Raw genomic sequence first — 17,910 nt, 5'->3', positions numbered from 1 at the left:
GCCTAGCGCCGTGTCATCTTGCGGTGGGCGAGGGCGCGGACCTTGTTGAAGTTCGGGCGGACGTCCCGCGACACTTCGATATGGCGGCGCATCAGGGTTGCGGCCTCTTTCACGCGCCCGGCCTGGATCGCATCCATGATGGCCAGATGTTCCTCGCAGGAATCGCGTAACCGCGACCGTTCGCTGTAATTTTCGTATTCGCTGAGGCGCCGCAGCCGGGTCTGTAGCTGGATCGCATGGCGCAGGAAGCGGTTGCCGCAGGCTTCGGCGATGGCCTCATGGAATTCGGCATCGATTTCGAACAGTTCGGACATCGGTGCGCTATCGACCCCGGCTTCCAGCAGATCGATATGACGTTTGCGCAATTGCTCGAACCGCTTGGGGTCGGGCGCGAAGCCCGGCTCCAGGATGGCCGCCGGTTCGATGAGCAGGCGATAGCGATAGCTTTCCTCGTAAGCGTCGGCATCGTTCAGGACGGGTCCGAAGGAATAGCCTTGCCCGGCGGCGCGTTCAACGATGCCGTCCCGCGCCATGCCCGACAGGATGCGATTCGCACTGGGCCGGTCCAGGTCGTAGCGACGCATCACGTCCGTGACGGAAACCTGTTCCGGCACAAGATTGGCAAAGCGTGCGCGGACGAGGTCGCGGGTTATGCGTTCATCCAGGCTTTCCGGCGGGACGGCGTTGCGGAAGGCCTCGCTATCCGTATTGCACAGCAGGAAATAGCCCTGGTTCGGGGCTGTGGAAACGACCCCGCGTTCCTGCAACAGGGCCAATGCCGTCCGAACGGGCGACCTTGATACCCCCAGCCTTTCGGCCAATCCCGTTTCAGGCAGGTGCGTTCCCGCCTCCAACCCCTCATGCCGGACGATATCCATGATCCGGCGGGCAAGCGCGATTGTCTTGGGATTGGCGCGGGACATGGACGGCACGATCCGGTCAAAAATAGAGACACTAAGTTTACCCGAGTCCGGTTGAAAAGAACAAGCGGATGGGCCACGGCTATAATCGGGAGGCCTCAGGCGTCTTCCGAACCGCCCGCGAGCGCATTGAGGAATCGGGAGAACAGCTCGCTTTGCGAGGAAATACCCAGTTTGCGGTAAATGTTTTTGCGATGAATCTTGACCGTGCCGGGACTGATCCCGGTTTCCCGCGCCACGGATTTACTGGAATGGCCGCGCAGGATCAGGCTGGCGATCTGCCGCTCGCGCTCCGTCAGACGATCCGTGCCGAATTGCGCGAGCGCGGCGTCGATTTCCTCCGTCCCGATTCCATCCTCGGGCGTGTCGGCGTCCTGTTCGAAATGCTTTCTGTTCAGGGCGGCGACGACTGGCAGGATGCGGCGCAGGTTCGAAACATCCCGGCTGGAAAACTTCGGGTCGTCCGCCAATCGTCCCAGGGAATAGAACAGGTATTTGCCGGACGGCAGGTCGATCAGGATCGCCAATTCGTCGCGCAGTCGAATGGCGCTGTAATATTGTTTGTAATAGGTGGATTGCGGAAACCGGTCGGGGGCGACGTCTTTGAGCCGCAGGACCGCGCAGCGCGGATCGGCCCGATACGCAACATAGAACGGGTCGATCGTATAGGCCCCGTCCAAATAGCGGTCGATGACCTCGCCCCGGCGTTCCTGCCGGACATTGTCATAGACATGGGCCGGGCGGCGACTGCCATGCAGCAGGCTTAGGAACGCCCCGCGAAACGCCGTGTGCTGGCGCAGATAGTCAAGCAGCGCGGGTATGAAATCGGATGTGCCGGCGGCGGCGATCGCGGCGGCCAGCGCGGTTTCGGGGCTTTCGGCTGTATGAGATGCGGAGTTATACACCGACGCCCCAATCCAAATTGAAACCATCCCCAAAGGGGTATTTACCGACATCGCATTTGCCGGTCATTCTAGGCTATCAAGCCACCGACGCGAAGGAAAGACGGGCAAATGCTGACGGTACAGACGGATAAACATAAGCTCCGCGATGCGAAAACGGAACTTCACGGCGGGCAATTGGTGCCGCCTTTCGAATGTCCGGCCCGTGTCGATCGTATCCTGGAACGCGCCAAGGCGGTGAAGCTGGGCGAGTTCCGGGAACCGGACGACTTCGGCTTGGACCCGGTTCGCCGTATCCATGATGCCAAGTTTTTGGATTTCCTGTCGACGTGTTGGGACGAATGGCAAGCCGCCGGTTTCAAGGGAGAGGCGATCCCGACCGGATGGCCCGCGCGCCGGATGCAGACGCGGTGCCCCGAGTTTATCGACGGTAAACTCGGCTACTATTCCCTGGCGGCGGAAACCGCGATTTCCAACGGTACCTGGGAGGCCGCAAAAGCCAGCGCCAATGTCGCGCTGACGGCCCAGGCGGAAATCGCGAAAGGGGCGTCCTCCGCCTTCGCACTGTGCCGTCCGCCGGGGCATCACGCCACGTCGGATATGTATGGCGGCTATTGCTTCATCAACAATGCGGCCGTCGCGGCCCAGGCCTTCCTGGATCAGGGGGCGTCGCGCGTCGCGATCCTGGACGTGGACTTCCACCACGGCAACGGCACGCAAGATATCTTCTACGGCCGGGACGATGTCTTCTTCCAGTCTCTGCACGGCGAACCGCAGCATGCCTTCCCGTATTTCCTGGGCTATGCCGACGAATTGGGGAAGGAAAAGGGAGAGGGCTTCACCGCCAATTATCCGCTGCCGCCGGGGACGGATTTCGCCTCCTGGGGCGACGCGATGACGGCGGCGATCAAGCGCATCCACGATTACGGGCCGGATGCGGTCGTCATCTCCCTGGGCGTCGATACCTACAAGGATGACCCGATTTCCTTCTTTAAACTGGAAAGCGACGACTACAAGACCTATGGCGCGATGATCGCGGATCTGAAGCGTCCGACCCTGTTCGTCATGGAAGGCGGCTATGCCGTCGAGGAAATCGGCATCAACGCCGTCAACGTTCTCATGGGGTTTGAAGACAAATGACCGCTGTCACCATTGCCGCGACGCAGATGGCCTGCGACTGGAATATTGAGGGTAACCTGGACCGGGCGGAAGGGCTGGTGCGCCGCGCCGCGTCGGACGGTGCCAATGTCATTCTGTTGCAGGAACTGTTCGCCACCCCGTATTTCTGCCCCGATCAGAAGGCGGAATATTTCGAATTGGCGAAACCGTTGGCCGGCAACCCGATCGTCGCGCGCTTTGCCGATCTGGCGAAGGAACTGGGTGTCGTCCTGCCGGTCAGTTTCTTTGAACGGTCGAACCAGGCCTATTTCAACAGCGTCGCTATCGTCGATGCCGACGGGTCGGTGATGGGGCTCTATCGCAAGAGCCATATCCCGCAGAATCCGGGCTATGAGGAAAAGTTCTACTTCAACCCCGGCGATACCGGGTTCAAGGTCTGGGATACGGCCTTCGGGCGGATCGGCTGCGGCATCTGCTGGGATCAGTGGTTCCCGGAATGCGCCCGGTCCATGGCGTTGAAAGGCGCGGATATCCTGCTGTATCCGACCGCGATCGGTAGTGAACCGTCCGATCCGACCGTGAATTCCAAGGATCATTGGCAGCGCGTCATGCAGGGCCATGCCGGCGCGAATGTCGTCGCCTTGGCCGCCAGCAACCGGATCGGGTACGAAGAACACGACGCGGCGAATATAACCTTCTACGGTCATTCCTTCATCGCCGGACCGACGGGCGAGAAACTGGCGGAATGCGACAGCGGGACAGAATCGGTTATCACCGCTACATTCGATCTGGATGCGATGCGGAACTATCGGGCGAATTGGGGCCTTTTCCGAGATCGCAGACCGGAATTGTACCAGACACTGTTGACCCTCGACGGATAGGAATCCCACATGCCCGCGCTCGTCATCCAATCCCGCATATTCGGTGAGATGTTCGGGAGCGATGCGATGCGCGCCCTGTTTTCGGATGCGGCCATGGTCGCCCGCTATGTCGAGGTCGAGGCAGCCCTGGCCAAGGCGGAAGCGCGGGTCGGCGTGATTCCGGAGGAGGCCGGGGCGGCGATTGCCGAAACGGCGGACCCATCGCGCATCGACATGGCGTTGCTGGGCGAGCGCACGGAAATCGTCGGCGTGCCGATCACGCCGCTGGTCGCCCAGATGTCGAAATGGGCGCCCGACGGACACGGCAAATGGGTCCATTACGGTGCGACCACCCAGGACATCATGGATACCGCCGATGTCCTGCAAATCCGCGATGCGCTGAACCTTGTATCCGAAGACCTGGACGGCGTGGCGGAAGCGCTGGTCGCGCTGGCGCGCGATCATGCCGAAACGCCCATGGCGGGCCGCACCCATATGCAGCACGCCCTGCCGATATCCTTCGGCTACAAGGCGGCGACATGGTTGGCGGCCATCGACCGGCATCGTGCCCGTTTGAAGGAGTTGCGTCCGCGGGTAGAGGTCGTGTCCTTTTCCGGCGCGGCGGGAACCCTGGCCTCCCTTGGGGAAGAAGGGTTGGCCGTGCAGGCGGCGCTGGCCCGCGAACTCGACCTCGGAATCCCGGATATCACGTGGCACACGGCACGGGACGGCTTCGCGGAAACGACCGGCCTTCTCGCCATGATTTGCGGCACATTGGGCAAGATCGGGACGGACATCATCCTGATGATGCAAAGCGAGATCGGGGAGGTCCTGGAACCCTATCTGCCGGGGCGGGGGGGATCGTCCACCATGCCGCAGAAGCGCAACCCGTTAGGCGCGGAAATCATGCAGACCTCCGCCCGGCTGCTGCGCGAACAGCACGGTGCGATGCTGGACGCCATGGTGCAGGATCATGAACGGGCCAGCGGTCCTTGGGCCATTGAATGGCACACTTTGCCGACGGCTTTTATTCTGGCCTCGGGCTCCCTGCGTGCCTCGCTTGAGGTTCTGGGCGGGCTGGAAGTCTATCCCGACGCGATGCGCCGCACGCTGGACGGCACCGGCGGGTTGATCGTATCGGAAGCGGTGATGATGGGATTGGCCCCGCTACTGGGGCGTCAGGAAGCCCATCATCTGGTCGCCGATTGCTGCCGCGCGGCGATTGAAACCGGCCGACCCTTCCTGGACGTCCTGTGCGACGAACCGACGATATCGGGCGCCATGGACCGCGAGGACTTGGCCAAACTGGTCGATCCCGCGAATTACTTGGGATCCGCACCGGAAATGGTGGCGCGCCTGTTGGCGACGCGGTCGCACGAAGACGGCGAATAATGATGGTCGTTTCAGGGCGGTTTTAGCCGTTTCCGTAGAACACGAAGGCGGCGCCCAGCGCGATCAGCGCGAAGCCCACGGCATAGCGCCACGTAAACACCTCTCCCAAATACAACATCGAAAATCCGGCGAAGACGCACAGGGTGATGACTTCCTGCATCGTCTTGAGCTGAACCGTCGAATAGACGCTGCTTCCCAACCGGTTCGCCGGGACGGCAAGGCAGTATTCAAAGAAGGCGATGCCCCAACTGATCACGATGGCCAGCAGAAGCGGTGTCGATTTGAATTTGAGATGGCCGTACCACGCCGTTGTCATAAAGACATTCGACGCGACGAGCATCAGCGGCGGCGCAATAAAGCGCCAAAGGTCGGCGGATTGCAGCATGACCAAGGATGAGCAGAGTCTTTCCGCCGTATCCAGCGCCATGTATGGGGCGGAGGGGGATGCGCCGCGTCCGGTCCTTACAGGATATCGTCGGGGATATCGCGCAGGGTTTCCCAGCCGTGCTTCATCGACCGATACAGGCTGGAAACCTGGGGCAGGATATTGTCGGCATAGAAACGCGCCGTCGCAATCTTCGCCTTCAGGAAAGCGGCATCGGGACGATTGGGATCGGCTTCCAGCTTTTCTATCGCGATCCGGGCAGACCGCGCCATGATCGCGCCGCCCGCCGTGATGCCGACCGCCCGCAGGTAATAGGCGGCGCTGCCCGACGCGGCGTCCGGGTTTTCCGGGCCGATTTCCAACAGCCATTCCGTCGCATCCTCGACCGCGTCGACCGCCAAGGCGAACCGCTTGCGGATGCGCGCCATGTCGTCGCCTTCGATCGGATTCAGCGCGGTGATGAGGACATTCAGTTCCTCAATGAATTCCCACGCTGCCTTACCTTCGTCACGCAGCACCTTGCGCCCGACAAGGTCCATGGCCTGAATGCCGTTGGTGCCTTCATAGATCGGCAGGATGCGGCTGTCGCGCAAATGCTGGGCCGCGCCGGTTTCTTCGATGAAGCCCATGCCGCCGTGAACCTGAACTCCCATGGAGGACAGTTCCACGCCCAAATCGGTGAACCAACCCTTGATGACGGGCGTCAGGAAGCCGACGCGTCGCTCGGCCCATTTGCGCCAGGAATCGTCCGGGTGGCGTTTCTGTTGGTCGAGGGTCAGCATGGTTTCCAGAACCAGCCCGCGCATGGCTTCCACCGAACTGCGCATGGTCATCAGCATGCGCCGGACATCGGCATGGTCGACGATGGGGGCCAGTTTCTTGTCGCCCGCCCGGCCCTGCTTGCGATCCTTAGCAAAGGCGCTGGCCTGCTGATAGGCGCGTTCGGCGATGGCGAGGCCTTGCAGGCCGACCGCCAGCCGGGCGTTGTTCATCATGGTGAACATATATTCCAGGCCGCGGTTTTCCTCCCCGACCAGGAAGCCGATCGCGCCGTCATTGTCGCCGAAGGACATGACGCAGGTCGGCGACCCCATGATGCCCAGCTTGTGTTCCGTCGACACGCAACGCAGGTCGTTGCGGGCACCGGGCGTGCCGTCGTCCTTCGGCAGGTATTTCGGCACGATGAACAGCGAAATGCCGCGTACGCCCTCCGGCGCGTCGGGCAGGCGCGCCAGGACCAGATGGACGATATTGTCCGTCATGTCGTGTTCGCCGAAGGTGATGAAAATCTTCGTGCCGCTGATGCGGTAACGATCGCCGTCGCGCACGGCCTTGGTGCGCACCAGGGACAGGTCGGACCCGGCCTGCGGTTCCGTCAGGTTCATCGTGCCGGTCCATTCGCCGGACACCATTTTCGGCAGGTATAGGGCTTTCTGTTCGTCGGACCCGTGGGCCTGCAAGGCCTCCACCGCGCCCTGCGTCAGCAGCGGACACAGCGCCCAGGCCATGTTCGACGACTGCCACATCTCCGACACCGCCGTCGCCAGCGTCCAGGGCAGTTCTTGGCCGCCATGTTCGGCTTCGAAGGGGACCGCGTTCCAGCCGCCGTCGACGAAGGCCTTATAAGCCTCGCTGAATCCCTGGGGCAGCCGGACGACGCCGTTTTCCACGGAAACGCCTTCGAGGTCGCCGCTGCGGTTGAGCGGGGCGAGCTGTTCGGAGGCGAACTTCCCGGCCTCTTCCAAAATGGCGTCGACCAGATCGGGCGTGGTTTCCTCGCAGCCGGGCAATTGCATCACCTGATCGAGCAGCCCCAATTCCTTCAGGACGAATTGCATGTCGCGGATCGGGGCGGTGTACGGGATCATGGTCTCGCTTCCTCGCGTGTATTGGCTCTATTTGCCCTTTTCCCTATCGGGGGGCGGGAATGGTCTTTCCCGGATTCATCAGGCCCTTCGGGTCGAACAGGTTTTTCAGCGCCCGCATCGTGTCCAGTTCGACATCCGATTTGCAACGTAACAGTTCGTCGCGCTTCGTGCGCCCAATTCCGTGTTCAGCCGAAATCGACCCATTCATCGACAGGGCGACGTCATGCACGGCACGGTGGATCGCCTCTTGTTCCGCAAAGAACGTCTCGACAGGCATGTCGACGGGTTGGGACAGATTGTAATGGATGTTGCCGTCGCCGACATGCCCGAACGGGTAGGGGCGAATGCCGGGCATCAACGCGATAGCGGCCGCGTTGGCCTGACGGATGAAGTCCGGGACAAGGCTGACCGGCACGGCGACATCGTGTTTGATCTGCGCCCCTTCGCGGTTTTGCGCTTCGACAATGGCTTCACGCAGGAACCATAGCTGGGCGCGCTGTTCTTCGGACTGCGGCAGGATCGCATCGACCACCTGACCGGCCTCGAACGCTTCTTCCAGCAGGCCTTCCAGCGCTACCCCGGCGCTGCCGTCCATCTTGGTCCCGCCGATTTCCATCAGGACGGTCCAGTCGTAGGTCGTCTCGAAGGGCTGTTTCGCGCCTTCGACATGTTTTTCCGCCCAGTCGAGGGAGAAGCCGGGCATCAGTTCGAAGGACATCAGCGCATCGGCGCTCGCCGTGCGCGCTTTTTCCAGCAAGGTCACGGCGCTGTCCAAACTGTCCAGCGCGACCAGGGCTGCGGCGCGTTCCTTTGGCAGCGGGAACAGCTTCAACACGGCGGCGGTGATGATACCCAGCGTGCCTTCCGATCCCAGGAACAGGTGCTTCAGGTCATAGCCGGTATTGTCCTTGCGCAGGCGGCGCAAGCCGGTCCAGATGCGGCCGTCGGGCAGCACCACTTCCAATCCCAGGACGAGATCGCGGGCATTACCATAGCGCAGGACGTTGATTCCGCCGGCGTTGGACGCAAGATTCCCGCCGATCTGGCAGGACCCTTCCGCGCCGAGGCTGAGCGGGAACAGGCGGTCGGCATTTTCCGCCGCACGCTGGATGTCCTGCAGGATGCAGCCCGCTTCCACCGTCATCGTGTAGTTGGCGGCGTCGATGTCCCGGACCTTGTTCATGCGGCCCATATTGATCAGCAACTGATGACCGGTGTCGTCGGGGGTGGCACCGCCGACGCGGCCCGTATTGCCGCCTTGGGGCACGATTTCGATTCCGGCGTCATAGGCGACGGCGAGAACTTGGGATACTTCCTCCACCGAGCCGGGACGGGCCATGCCCAGGCATCGGCCGTGATACACGCCGCGTGAATCCACCAGCCACGGTGCCAGGTCGTCCGCATCGTCGACCCAACCTTTCGGGCCCAGGATGTCCTTGATCCGGGAAAGAGCTTCGGGATCGGGGCGTTTGTCGATCATCTGTGTCATGGGCATTGGTTTAGTGCGTCCCCCCGGTCCAGGCAAGCGGCAGCGGGAAAACAGTATGAGGATGGAACACACCGGATCAGAAGCGGGTTGGTTTTATGAGCCGACGCCGATTACGCTGTCGCGCCGATAGGTGTAGAGGAGGCCGTATTCGTGAAACCGCCCGCGAAGTTTTTTGCCGTTGCGTCGTTCCTGACCGCATCGGTGTTTTACCTTTTCGAATTCGTTTTGCGGATCGAACCCAGCCTCGCGACAAAGGATATCGCCGACGATCTGGGCCTCTCCCTGGCGGGGTTCGGCATTCTGTCCAGCCTGTTCTTTTGGATATACGCCCCGATGCAAATCGTCGTCGGGTTGCTGCTGGATCGTTATGGGGCGAGGCGCTTCATCCTGCCGGCCATTCTCGTTTGCGGGTTGGGCGTATGCCTCTTCGCATCGGTCAACTCGCCGGTTTTGGCTGGGGTCGGGCGTTTCGCAACCGGTCTGGGCGCGTCCTTTGCGTTTGTCGGGGCGCTCTATGTCGTGAACCATTGGTTCGCGAAGGAACGGTTTGCGTTGCTGTCCGGTGCGGTCAATGCGCTGGGCATGATGGGGACCGCCGTCGGTGCGGTCGCCCTGACCGCCGCCGTCGAAACGACGGGCTGGCGGACGGTTTTCCTGGGGACGGGCATTTTCGGTGTCGGCTTGTTCACCCTGGCGCTGCTGGTCTTTCGCGATGCGCCGGTCATTGAGGATATGGAGGTACACGAGTCGCCACTGGGGCCCTTGCACGAAATCATTCGGGAACCGCAGGTCTGGCTGACCGCCGTTATTGGAGCGTTGATCTATATGCCGATCAATGTCTTCGGCGGTTTGTGGGGGCATGCGGAACTGGTTCGGGATCACAATCTGTCCTCCGTCGGGGCGGAAACGGCGGTATCCATGGTATTCTGGGGCATGGCCGCGGGCAGTGTCGGGGCCGGGGCTTTGTCCGATCATATCGGCCATCGGAAATGGATTGTTTTCGTCGGCGCGGCGGGCGGCGCGGTCGCCTGGGCGGCAGCCATCTATGCCGGTACCGGTTCCGAGACCATTCTGTCGGTTCTTCTCTTTCTGGCCGGGATGTTGAGTGCTACCCAGATGCTGACCTTCGCGATGGCCCGCGACGGCCAGAGCGAGAGGGTGGCGGGTACGACGATCGCCTTCGTCAATATGATCGGCATCGGCGCCGCGCTGATCTTTCAGCCGCTGATCGGGTGGTTGGTCGATTACGAGGGCGGCAGTTTCCTGCTGGCGATGATGACGATCCCGGCCAGTTTGGCGCTCGCCGCCGTCCTGATCGTCGTTGCCTTGAAGGAACCGGATTACCCGGCGAAGAGCGAAGGAAGCAATTAGCCATGTACAGCGAAGACGAAATCACCGCCGCCGTCGACGCGGGCGTGATGGATGAGAAGACGGCCCGGGCCTTCCGCGGTTTCGTCGAACAGCGCCGCAACGGTGCTCTGGCGGATGAGGAACATTTCCGTTTCCTGACCGGGTTCGGCGACATCTTCGTCACCGTCGGAATCCTGTTGCTGCTGATCCCCGCGATCTGGTTGGGCACGGACTTTCTGGGCAATCCGTTCGGTTTCGCGGTCGGGGCCGCGGTGTCTTGGCTCTTGGCCGAACAGTTCACGCGCCGCCGCCGTCAGGCGCTGCCCAGCATCGTGCTGCTGGTCGGATTCGTGTTGTGCGTTTTTCTGTCAGGCTTCTTTCTGGCGGCGGAAAGCTTCTTCGCCGGGCGCAGTATCGATTTGACGGAAGTGGAGGACGCAAGCTCCCTTCTGTTCTTCCTGCCGGGATTGGTGGGGGCAGGGGCGGCCTATCTGCATTGGTGGCGGTTCCGGGTGCCGATCACGGTCGCGGCCGGGGCCTTATGTTTGGGCTATACGGTGCTGTTCCTGTTGGGCGCGATCTTCCCGGCGGCGTGGCATTATTCCGAATGGATCATCTTCGCCTTCGGTGTGTTTACCTTCGGTCTGGCCATGCTGTGGGACAGCCGGGACACGGCCCGGTCGACGCGCCAATCCGACGTCGCCTTCTGGCTTCACCTCTGTGCCGCGCCGATGCTCGTGCATCCGGTGTTTATGAGCCTGATCCAGGGCGACGTTACCGCCGTCGAGATCCTGGCGGTGATGGCGATTTATGGGATGACGATCCTGTTGGCGCTGATCATCGACCGGCGGGCCATGCTGGTCTCCGCCGCCGCCTATGTCCTCTACGCCCTGTCGGAGACGATCGGCGCGAAGTCGGCGGTGCCGGAACTGAAATACATTCTGGCATCGCTGGTATTGGGCGCGTTGCTGCTGACATTCTCCGTCTTCTGGCAGCAGGCACGCCGCGTCCTCGTCGCCCCATTGCCGGAGGACATCAAACGCCGTCTGCCGAGCGTCGGATAGAGGTCAGCCGTTCTTCTGGGCCTTGGCCCAACTGTCGCGCAGGCCGGTCGTGCGGTTGAACACCGGCTTGCCCAGCGTTTCGCTGTCCGGATCCATGCAGTAGTAGCCCAACCGTTCGAACTGGACGGCATCGCCGACCGGAATCTCGCCAAGGCTGGGTTCCAGCTTCGCCGCCGTGTTCACGATCAGGCTGTCCGGGTTCAGATCGTCCAGGGGATCGCCCTCCGCGCCCGGATCGGGGCGGCCATACAGGTGATCGTAGACGCGGATTTCCGCATCCAGCGCATGGTCGGCGCTGACCCAATGCAGCGTGCCCTTCACCTTGCGGCCGTCCGGCGCATCGCCGCCGCGTGTAGCGGGGTCGTAGGTGCACAGCAGTTCGACGACATTGCCGTCGGCGTCTTTCACCACGTCCTGACAGGTCACGAAATAGGCCCAACGCAGGCGCACCTCGCGGCCCGGCGCAAGGCGGAAGAACTTCTTCGGCGGATCTTCCATGAAATCGTCACGCTCAATATACAGCGTGCGGGAGAAGGGGACCTTGCGGCTGCCGCCGTCTGGATCTTCCGGGTTGTTCACCGCGTCCAGCCAGTCGGTTTCGCCTTCCGGGAAATTGGTGATCGTGACCTTGATCGGATCCAGAACCGCCATGCGGCGCTCGGCCGTCTTGTTCAGGACTTCCCGGATGCAGAATTCCAGCATCGGGTATTCGATCAGCGTATCCGACTTGGTAACGCCGATGCGTTCGCAGAAATCGCGCAGCGCCGCCGCCGGGACACCCCGCCGCCGCAGGCCGCGAATGGTCGGCATGCGCGGGTCGTCCCAACCGTTGACGTGGCCGTCTTTCACCAGTTGGATCAGCTTCCGCTTCGACAGGACCAGATAGGTCATGTTCAGGCGGGCGAATTCCGTTTGGCGCGGGCGGGCCGGAACCGGCAGGTTTTCGATCAGCCAGTCATAGAGCGGGCGGTGATCTTCGAATTCTAGGGTGCACAGGGAATGCGTCACGCCTTCCAGCGCGTCGCCCTGGCCATGCGCGAAATCGTACATCGGATAGATGCACCATGTGTCGCCCGTCTTCGGGTGACGGGCGTGCAGGATGCGGTACAGAACCGGGTCGCGCAGATTGATATTGCCCGACGCCATATCGATCTTCGCGCGCAGACATTTCGCGCCGTTCGGGAATTCCCCGGCGCGCATGCGGGCGAAGAGGTCCAGGTTTTCCGCGATCGACCGATTACGGTGCGGACTTTCCTTGCCCGGTTCCGTCAGCGTCCCACGATATTCGCGGATTTCATCGATCGACAAATCATCGACATAGGCCTTGCCGTTTTCGATCAGATGCACGGCATAGCCATAGAAGGTTTCGAAATAATCGGAGGCGTATTTCGGTTCCCCGGCCCAGTCGAATCCCAGCCATTTCACGTCTTCCTGAATGGCCTCGATATATTCGATGTCTTCCTTGACCGGGTTCGTGTCGTCGAAGCGCAGGTTGCAGCGCCCACCGAATTCCTGCGCGACGCCGAAATTCAGGCAAATCGACTTCGCATGACCGATATGCAGATAACCGTTCGGTTCCGGCGGGAAGCGGGTGACGATGCTGTCGTGCTTCCTGTTCGCCAGATCGCTGCGGATCATGTCGCGGATGAAATCACGGCGTTCGGGGGCCGTGTCGACGGTTTCTTCTGACATATACCTTAATCCAGGTCTTCAACGTCGGCGTTCTTGCCGTCCAGTTTCGCGGCCAGGGACGCTTCCAGGAACGCATCGATATCGCCGTCCAGAACGGCGCCGGTATTGCTGGTCTCTACCCCAGTGCGCAGGTCTTTTACCATCTGGTAGGGCTGCAGCACATAGGATCGGATCTGGCGGCCCCAGCCGATTTCCGTTTCCGCTTCGAACTCGTCCTGAGCGGCGGCTTCGCGTTTTTTCAGTTCGGCTTCGTACAGGCGCGCTTGCAGCATCTTCATCGCTTGCGCCCGGTTCTTGTGCTGGGAACGGTCATTCTGACACTGTACCACGATCCCGGTCGGGATATGGGTAATACGCACCGCGGAATCGGTCCGGTTGACGTGCTGACCGCCCGCGCCGGAGGCCCGGTAGGTATCGACGCGCAACTCGCTGTCGTTGATTTCGATTTCGATGGAATCGTCGATGACCGGGTAGACCTTGACCGACGAGAAGCTGGTATGCCGCCGCGCCGCCGAGTCATAGGGCGAGATACGCACCAGACGATGGACGCCGCCTTCAGTTTTCAGCCAGCCATAGGCGCTGTCGCCCTTGATCTGAAGCGTCGCCGATTTGATGCCCGCCTCTTCGCCCGGGCTTTCTTCCATCAACTCGACCTTATAGCCGTGCTGATCGGCCCAGCGCGAATACATGCGGTAGAGCATGCTGGCCCAGTCCTGAGACTCGGTGCCGCCCGCGCCCGCATGGACTTCCAGGAAGCAGTCGTTGCCGTCGGCTTCCCCGGACAGCATGCTTTTCAACTGCTGTTTGGCCGCTTCGTCACGCAGGTCGCTCAGCGAGGCTTCGGCTTCCGCGATCAGGTCGTCATCGCCTTCGATCTCCGCCAGTTCGATCATCTCGACATTGTCGTTCAGACCGTTTTGCAGCGACAGGAAACCGTTGATCCGCGATTCCAGCGATGCCCGTTCGCGCATGACTTTCTGCGCGGCCTCCGGATCGTTCCAAAGGTCGGGGTCTTCAGACCGGGCGTTCAGTTCTTCCAGGCGTTTGGTCGAAACATCCCAGTCAAAGATGCCTCCTCAGCAGCACCAGGGACTGCTTGAGTTCGTCGACCACCGCTTGCGTCTCGGCGCGCATGGCAAAGGTCCTTACAACAAATGCAAATTCAGGCGTCAGCACTTAGGCGATGGCGCCTCATCAGGCAAGCCCTGAAACTTTTTTGGAATGGTTCTAAAATATCGCTTGAATTCGATTTAGAATAATTCTAACTTTTTTCTCACACACCCCGGTAACCTATCGATGCTAAAGTCGCGTGGACGGTCGGGGCAGCCACAATGTCGGAGGAAGACAATGAGCGAACACGATCCCGCGGGTAAATGCCCTTTCATGCATGGCGGCAACACGTCGTCGGCGGAGCCCGTCACCAAATGGTGGCCGAGCACGCTGAACCTGGACATTTTGCACCAGCACGGCGCGCGGACCAATCCGATGGATGAGGATTACAACCATCGCGAAGCGGTCAAGAAACTGGACTTCGAGGGTGTGAAGGCAGATCTGAAAGCCCTGATGACGGACAGCCAAGAATGGTGGCCGGCTGACTGGGGCCATTATGGCGGCCTGATGATTCGTTTGGCTTGGCACTCTGCCGGTTCGTATCGCATGGGGGATGGCCGCGGTGGTGCCGGCTCCGGCAATATCCGTTTCGCGCCGCTGAACAGCTGGCCGGACAATGGTAACCTCGACAAAGCGCGCCGCCTGCTCTGGCCGATCAAGAAGAAATACGGCAACGCTCTGTCCTGGGCGGACCTGATCATCCTGGCCGGTAACATGGCCTATGAATCCATGGGGTTGAAGACCTTCGGTTTCGGCTTCGGCCGCGAAGACATCTGGGCCCCGGAAACGGACGTCAATTGGGGGTCGGAATCCGAGTGGCTGGCGGCGAGCGAAAACCGCTTCGGAGACACGGAAGACGCGGATTCTCTCTACAATCCCCTGGCTGCCGTCCATATGGGGCTGATTTACGTGAACCCGGAAGGTCTCGACGGCATTCCGAACCCGGCGAAAACCGGGAAGCTGGTCCGTGAGACGTTCGCCCGGATGGCGATGAACGACGAAGAAACGGCCGCACTGACCTGTGGCGGTCACACCGTCGGTAAGGCGCACGGTACGGCGGCTGGCGCAAATGTCGGCCCGGAACCGGAAGGCGCCGGTATCGAAACCCAAGGCTTCGGCTGGATGAACGATGCGCTGGACGGCAAGGCGACCAACGCTCACACCTCCGGTATAGAAGGTGCCTGGACCCAGAACCCAACGAAATGGGACATGGGTTATTTCGACTATCTGTTCAACTACGAATGGGAACTCACGAAGTCTCCTGCCGGGGCGAACCAGTGGAAGCCGATCGATATGCCGGAAGATAAAATGCCGGTGGATCCTACGGACCCTTCGAAACGCCGCATGCCGATGATGACCGACGCGGATATGGCGATGAAGGTCGATCCGATTTATAACGCGATCTGCCAGAAGTTCATGGCCGATCCCGATTACTTCGCCGATTGCTTCGGTCGCGCGTGGTTCAAACTGACCCACCGGGACATGGGGCCGCGGGTAAATTATCTCGGTCCGGACGTTCCGACCGAAGATCTGATATGGCAGGATCCGATCCCGGCTGGCAGCACGAGCTACGATATCGCTGCCGTGAAGGCGAAGATTGCCGATAGCGGCCTGTCCGCGGCGGAACTGATCGCCACGGCATGGGACAGTGCGCGAACCTTCCGTGGCTCCGACAAGCGCGGCGGTGCCAATGGTGCGCGTATCCGTCTTGCCCCGCAGAAGGATTGGGAAGGCAACGAACCGGCGCGTCTGGTGAAGGTTCTGGGCGTTCTCGAGCCAATCGCGGCGGATGCGGGTGCGTCTGTTGCCGACGTCATCGTGCTTGGCGGTAATGTCGGTATCGAAATGGCGGTCAAGGCCGCGGGCGGCACCGTCGACGTGCCGTTTGTTCCCGGTCGCGGCGATGCCACGGACGCACAAACCGATGCCGACTCCTTCTCTGTCCTTGAGCCGTATGCCGATGGCTTCCGGAACTGGCAGAAGCAGAAATATGCCGTTAAACCGGAAGAGTTGATGTTGGATCGTGCGCAGCTTCTCGGCCTTACGGCGGCGGAAATGACTGTCCTGGTCGGCGGTATGCGTGTGCTCGGCACCAACTTTGGCGGTACGAAGCACGGTGTTTTCACCGACCGCGAAGGTCAATTGACGAACGACTTCTTCGTCAACTTGACGGACATGTCCTACAGTTGGAACCCGGTGGAGGGCGACCTCTACGAAGTGCGCGACCGGAAGTCCGGCGCCACCAAGTGGACCGCCACAAGCGCGGACCTCGTCTTCGGGTCGAATTCGATCCTGCGGGCCTATGCCGAAGTTTACGCCCAGGACGACAACAAGCAGAAGTTCGTGAAAGACTTCGTCGCCGCCTGGACCAAGGTCATGAACGCCGACCGGTTCGACGTCGCGTGATCGCGATCTATATCGATTGATGCCGGATCCGTTCCGCCCCAACCAGTTGGAATCCCCCGGGGCGGAGCGGTGAAGGCGGCCAAACGGTAACGAAGACGGGGCCGATACCTGAACAGGGTATCGGCCCTTTTCGGTGTATCAGATGCGGCGTGCTGACAGAATCCGACCGTCCTCCAGCCGGATGACCACACCGTCGGGAGAGATATCCACCATACCGACAGGCGGGGCGTCCCGACCGGCCGGGAGACGCGCGACCGACATCCCGACGCCGCTGCGCGCCATGACGTTGATGTCGCGGCTTTCGCCCCCGATCAGGGTGCAGTCGGTGCCGATCCCGCCATCGAATTCGTGGACCGGGCCGGTTTCGTCGATCCGCAGCGACGTCCCGTCCGCGAAATCCAACACGAACCCGTCGCCGTGGCTGAGGAACAGCCAGCGCGTCACACCGGGAAAGGCGGAAAACGGACCGTCCTGCGCGACCAGGGCCGTACTGACCCGCCAATCGAATGTGTCCATATCCGCGCCGGGTGGAAAGACGGCGATTTCCGTCGTCACGCCGCCGCCGTTCTTCCACGGTTTTTCAGGCAGGTCGGACAGGTGAATGCGCGTCGGTTTCGTCATGCGCCGTGTTCCGCGATGGAATCGGCAGGCGCTTCCGCCCTATCGTTTAAGGTATAGTCGCGCAGAACCTGAGCCACGCGCAGACGGTAATCCTGGAAGACGCCGCTGCGTCCGGCGCTTTGGGCGCCGCGATGCTGCATCGTCTTCCGCCAAGCCTCCACGGCGGCCTCGTCTCGGAAGAAGGAAATGGACAGCATTTTGTCCGGGTCGGTCAGGCTCTGGAATCGTTCGACGGAAATAAACCCGTCGATCTTTTCGAGTTCCGGGCGGATGGATGCAGCGATGTCCAGATATCGCTCCCGCTGGCCGTCGGCGGGGAACACTTCGAAGATGATGGCGATCATGGATTAGTCCTCCCTGGCATGCGGGGCGGATGCGAGCTTCAGGAAGGTACGGTCTTCCCGAAGCAGGAATTTTTCCCGCTGTGCGAATTCGTAGTTGGCCTGACCGATCGGGTCTTGCGCCAGACGCTGGCGGTAGGCTTCGTAAGCAGCCAAGCTTTCGATATTATACACGCCGTAGGCCAGCGTGCTCGACCCTTCATGCGGGGCGAAATAGCCGATCAGGTCCGCGCCGCAACGGGGGATCGCCTGGCCCCAGTTTCGGGCATATTCTTCGAACTGCGCCTTCTTGGTCGGGTCGATGTGATAACGGATAAAACAGGTCAGCATTGGAACGCTCCGTAATTTGTCAGGAAGCTTTCAATGCCACATTGTCGGACGACAATGCTTC

General features: G+C 61.3%; 16 protein-coding genes. 6 read left to right on the top strand and 10 right to left on the bottom strand.

Annotation, left to right across the window (positions count from 1 at the left end):
- Positions 1–2: 2 nt before the first annotated feature.
- Together HH303_RS00965 and HH303_RS00960 are read right to left on the bottom strand one after the other, a co-directional pair.
- Entirely contained in the window at positions 3–923 is a 921-nt protein-coding gene (locus HH303_RS00965) for a GntR family transcriptional regulator (RefSeq protein ID WP_169623338.1), read from the bottom strand.
- 95 nt (positions 924–1,018) lie between these two features.
- Complete coding sequence (locus HH303_RS00960) at positions 1,019–1,825, bottom strand: helix-turn-helix transcriptional regulator (RefSeq protein ID WP_169623337.1); 807 nt, start codon at positions 1,823–1,825, stop codon at positions 1,019–1,021.
- 108 nt (positions 1,826–1,933) lie between these two features.
- Here HH303_RS00960 and HH303_RS00955 point away from each other — a divergent pair, with 108 nt between their 5' ends.
- From HH303_RS00955 to pcaB, 3 genes are read left to right on the top strand one after another with little or no spacing between them, the layout of a single operon-like run.
- The gene (locus HH303_RS00955; protein ID WP_169623336.1) at positions 1,934–2,962 is read left to right on the top strand and encodes a histone deacetylase family protein; all 1,029 of its coding nucleotides are present in this window, start codon (positions 1,934–1,936) and stop codon (positions 2,960–2,962) included.
- On the top strand, positions 2,959–3,822 hold the full coding sequence (gene aguB / locus HH303_RS00950) for an N-carbamoylputrescine amidase (RefSeq protein ID WP_169623335.1): 864 nt from the start codon (positions 2,959–2,961) through the stop codon (positions 3,820–3,822). The genes HH303_RS00955 and aguB overlap by 4 nt, the downstream gene beginning before the upstream one ends.
- A 9-nt stretch (positions 3,823–3,831) precedes the next feature.
- A complete protein-coding gene (pcaB, locus tag HH303_RS00945; RefSeq protein ID WP_169623334.1) occupies positions 3,832–5,193 on the top strand; it encodes a 3-carboxy-cis,cis-muconate cycloisomerase in 1,362 nt (453 codons plus the stop codon).
- Between the two features lie 22 nt (positions 5,194–5,215).
- On the opposite strand, the gene HH303_RS00940 is transcribed toward pcaB, so the two are convergent.
- From HH303_RS00940 to HH303_RS00930, 3 genes are read right to left on the bottom strand one after another with little or no spacing between them, the layout of a single operon-like run.
- A complete protein-coding gene (locus HH303_RS00940; protein ID WP_227421450.1) occupies positions 5,216–5,620 on the bottom strand; it encodes a DMT family protein in 405 nt (134 codons plus the stop codon).
- A gap of 35 nt (positions 5,621–5,655) precedes the next feature.
- Positions 5,656–7,446, bottom strand: coding sequence for an acyl-CoA dehydrogenase (locus HH303_RS00935; protein ID WP_169623333.1), 1,791 nt, complete (start codon positions 7,444–7,446; stop codon positions 5,656–5,658).
- A gap of 43 nt (positions 7,447–7,489) precedes the next feature.
- Positions 7,490–8,941, bottom strand: coding sequence for an FAD-binding oxidoreductase (locus HH303_RS00930; RefSeq protein WP_319637266.1), 1,452 nt, complete (start codon positions 8,939–8,941; stop codon positions 7,490–7,492).
- Between the two features lie 144 nt (positions 8,942–9,085).
- On the opposite strand from HH303_RS00930, the gene HH303_RS00925 reads away from it, so the two are divergent.
- Both HH303_RS00925 and HH303_RS00920 read left to right on the top strand, forming a co-directional pair.
- Positions 9,086–10,306, top strand: coding sequence for an MFS transporter (locus HH303_RS00925; RefSeq protein WP_169623332.1), 1,221 nt, complete (start codon positions 9,086–9,088; stop codon positions 10,304–10,306).
- 2 nt (positions 10,307–10,308) lie between these two features.
- Complete coding sequence (locus HH303_RS00920) at positions 10,309–11,349, top strand: hypothetical protein (RefSeq protein ID WP_169623331.1); 1,041 nt, start codon at positions 10,309–10,311, stop codon at positions 11,347–11,349.
- A 3-nt stretch (positions 11,350–11,352) separates the two neighbouring features.
- Here HH303_RS00920 and HH303_RS00915 read toward each other — a convergent pair whose 3' ends face one another.
- Positions 11,353–13,041 (bottom strand): glutamine--tRNA ligase/YqeY domain fusion protein, encoded by a 1,689-nt coding sequence (locus HH303_RS00915; protein ID WP_169623330.1) that lies wholly within the window; start codon positions 13,039–13,041, stop codon positions 11,353–11,355.
- Positions 13,042–13,046: 5 nt separating this feature from the next.
- Positions 13,047–14,175 (bottom strand): peptide chain release factor 2 gene (gene prfB / locus HH303_RS00910; protein ID WP_169623329.1). Its coding sequence is split into 2 segments (ribosomal slippage): positions 13,047–14,105 and positions 14,107–14,175, totalling 1,128 coding nucleotides; the frame shifts between segments, so codons are not numbered across the junction.
- Between the two features lie 213 nt (positions 14,176–14,388).
- On the opposite strand from prfB, the gene katG reads away from it, so the two are divergent.
- Positions 14,389–16,557, top strand: a complete 2,169-nt coding sequence (gene katG / locus HH303_RS00905; RefSeq protein WP_169623328.1) for a catalase/peroxidase HPI — start codon at positions 14,389–14,391, stop codon at positions 16,555–16,557.
- A 138-nt stretch (positions 16,558–16,695) separates the two neighbouring features.
- Here katG and HH303_RS00900 read toward each other — a convergent pair whose 3' ends face one another.
- Genes HH303_RS00900 through HH303_RS00890 form a run of 3 tightly spaced genes read right to left on the bottom strand, consistent with a single transcriptional unit; the run spans position 16,696 to position 17,849 of the window.
- The gene (locus tag HH303_RS00900) at positions 16,696–17,178 is read right to left on the bottom strand and encodes a HutD/Ves family protein (protein ID WP_169623327.1); all 483 of its coding nucleotides are present in this window, start codon (positions 17,176–17,178) and stop codon (positions 16,696–16,698) included.
- Positions 17,175–17,522, bottom strand: a complete 348-nt coding sequence (locus HH303_RS00895; protein WP_169623326.1) for an antibiotic biosynthesis monooxygenase family protein — start codon at positions 17,520–17,522, stop codon at positions 17,175–17,177. The genes HH303_RS00900 and HH303_RS00895 overlap by 4 nt, the downstream gene beginning before the upstream one ends.
- A gap of 3 nt (positions 17,523–17,525) precedes the next feature.
- Complete coding sequence (locus HH303_RS00890) at positions 17,526–17,849, bottom strand: NIPSNAP family protein (RefSeq protein ID WP_169623325.1); 324 nt, start codon at positions 17,847–17,849, stop codon at positions 17,526–17,528.
- Positions 17,850–17,910 lie beyond the last annotated feature (61 nt).

This window comes from Pacificispira spongiicola, assembly GCF_012926505.1.
Taxonomy (GTDB): domain Bacteria; phylum Pseudomonadota; class Alphaproteobacteria; order UBA8366; family Aestuariispiraceae; genus Pacificispira; species Pacificispira spongiicola.
The sequence above is the reverse complement of the archived record's forward strand: the minus strand, read 5'-3'. Positions and strand labels throughout refer to the sequence as shown.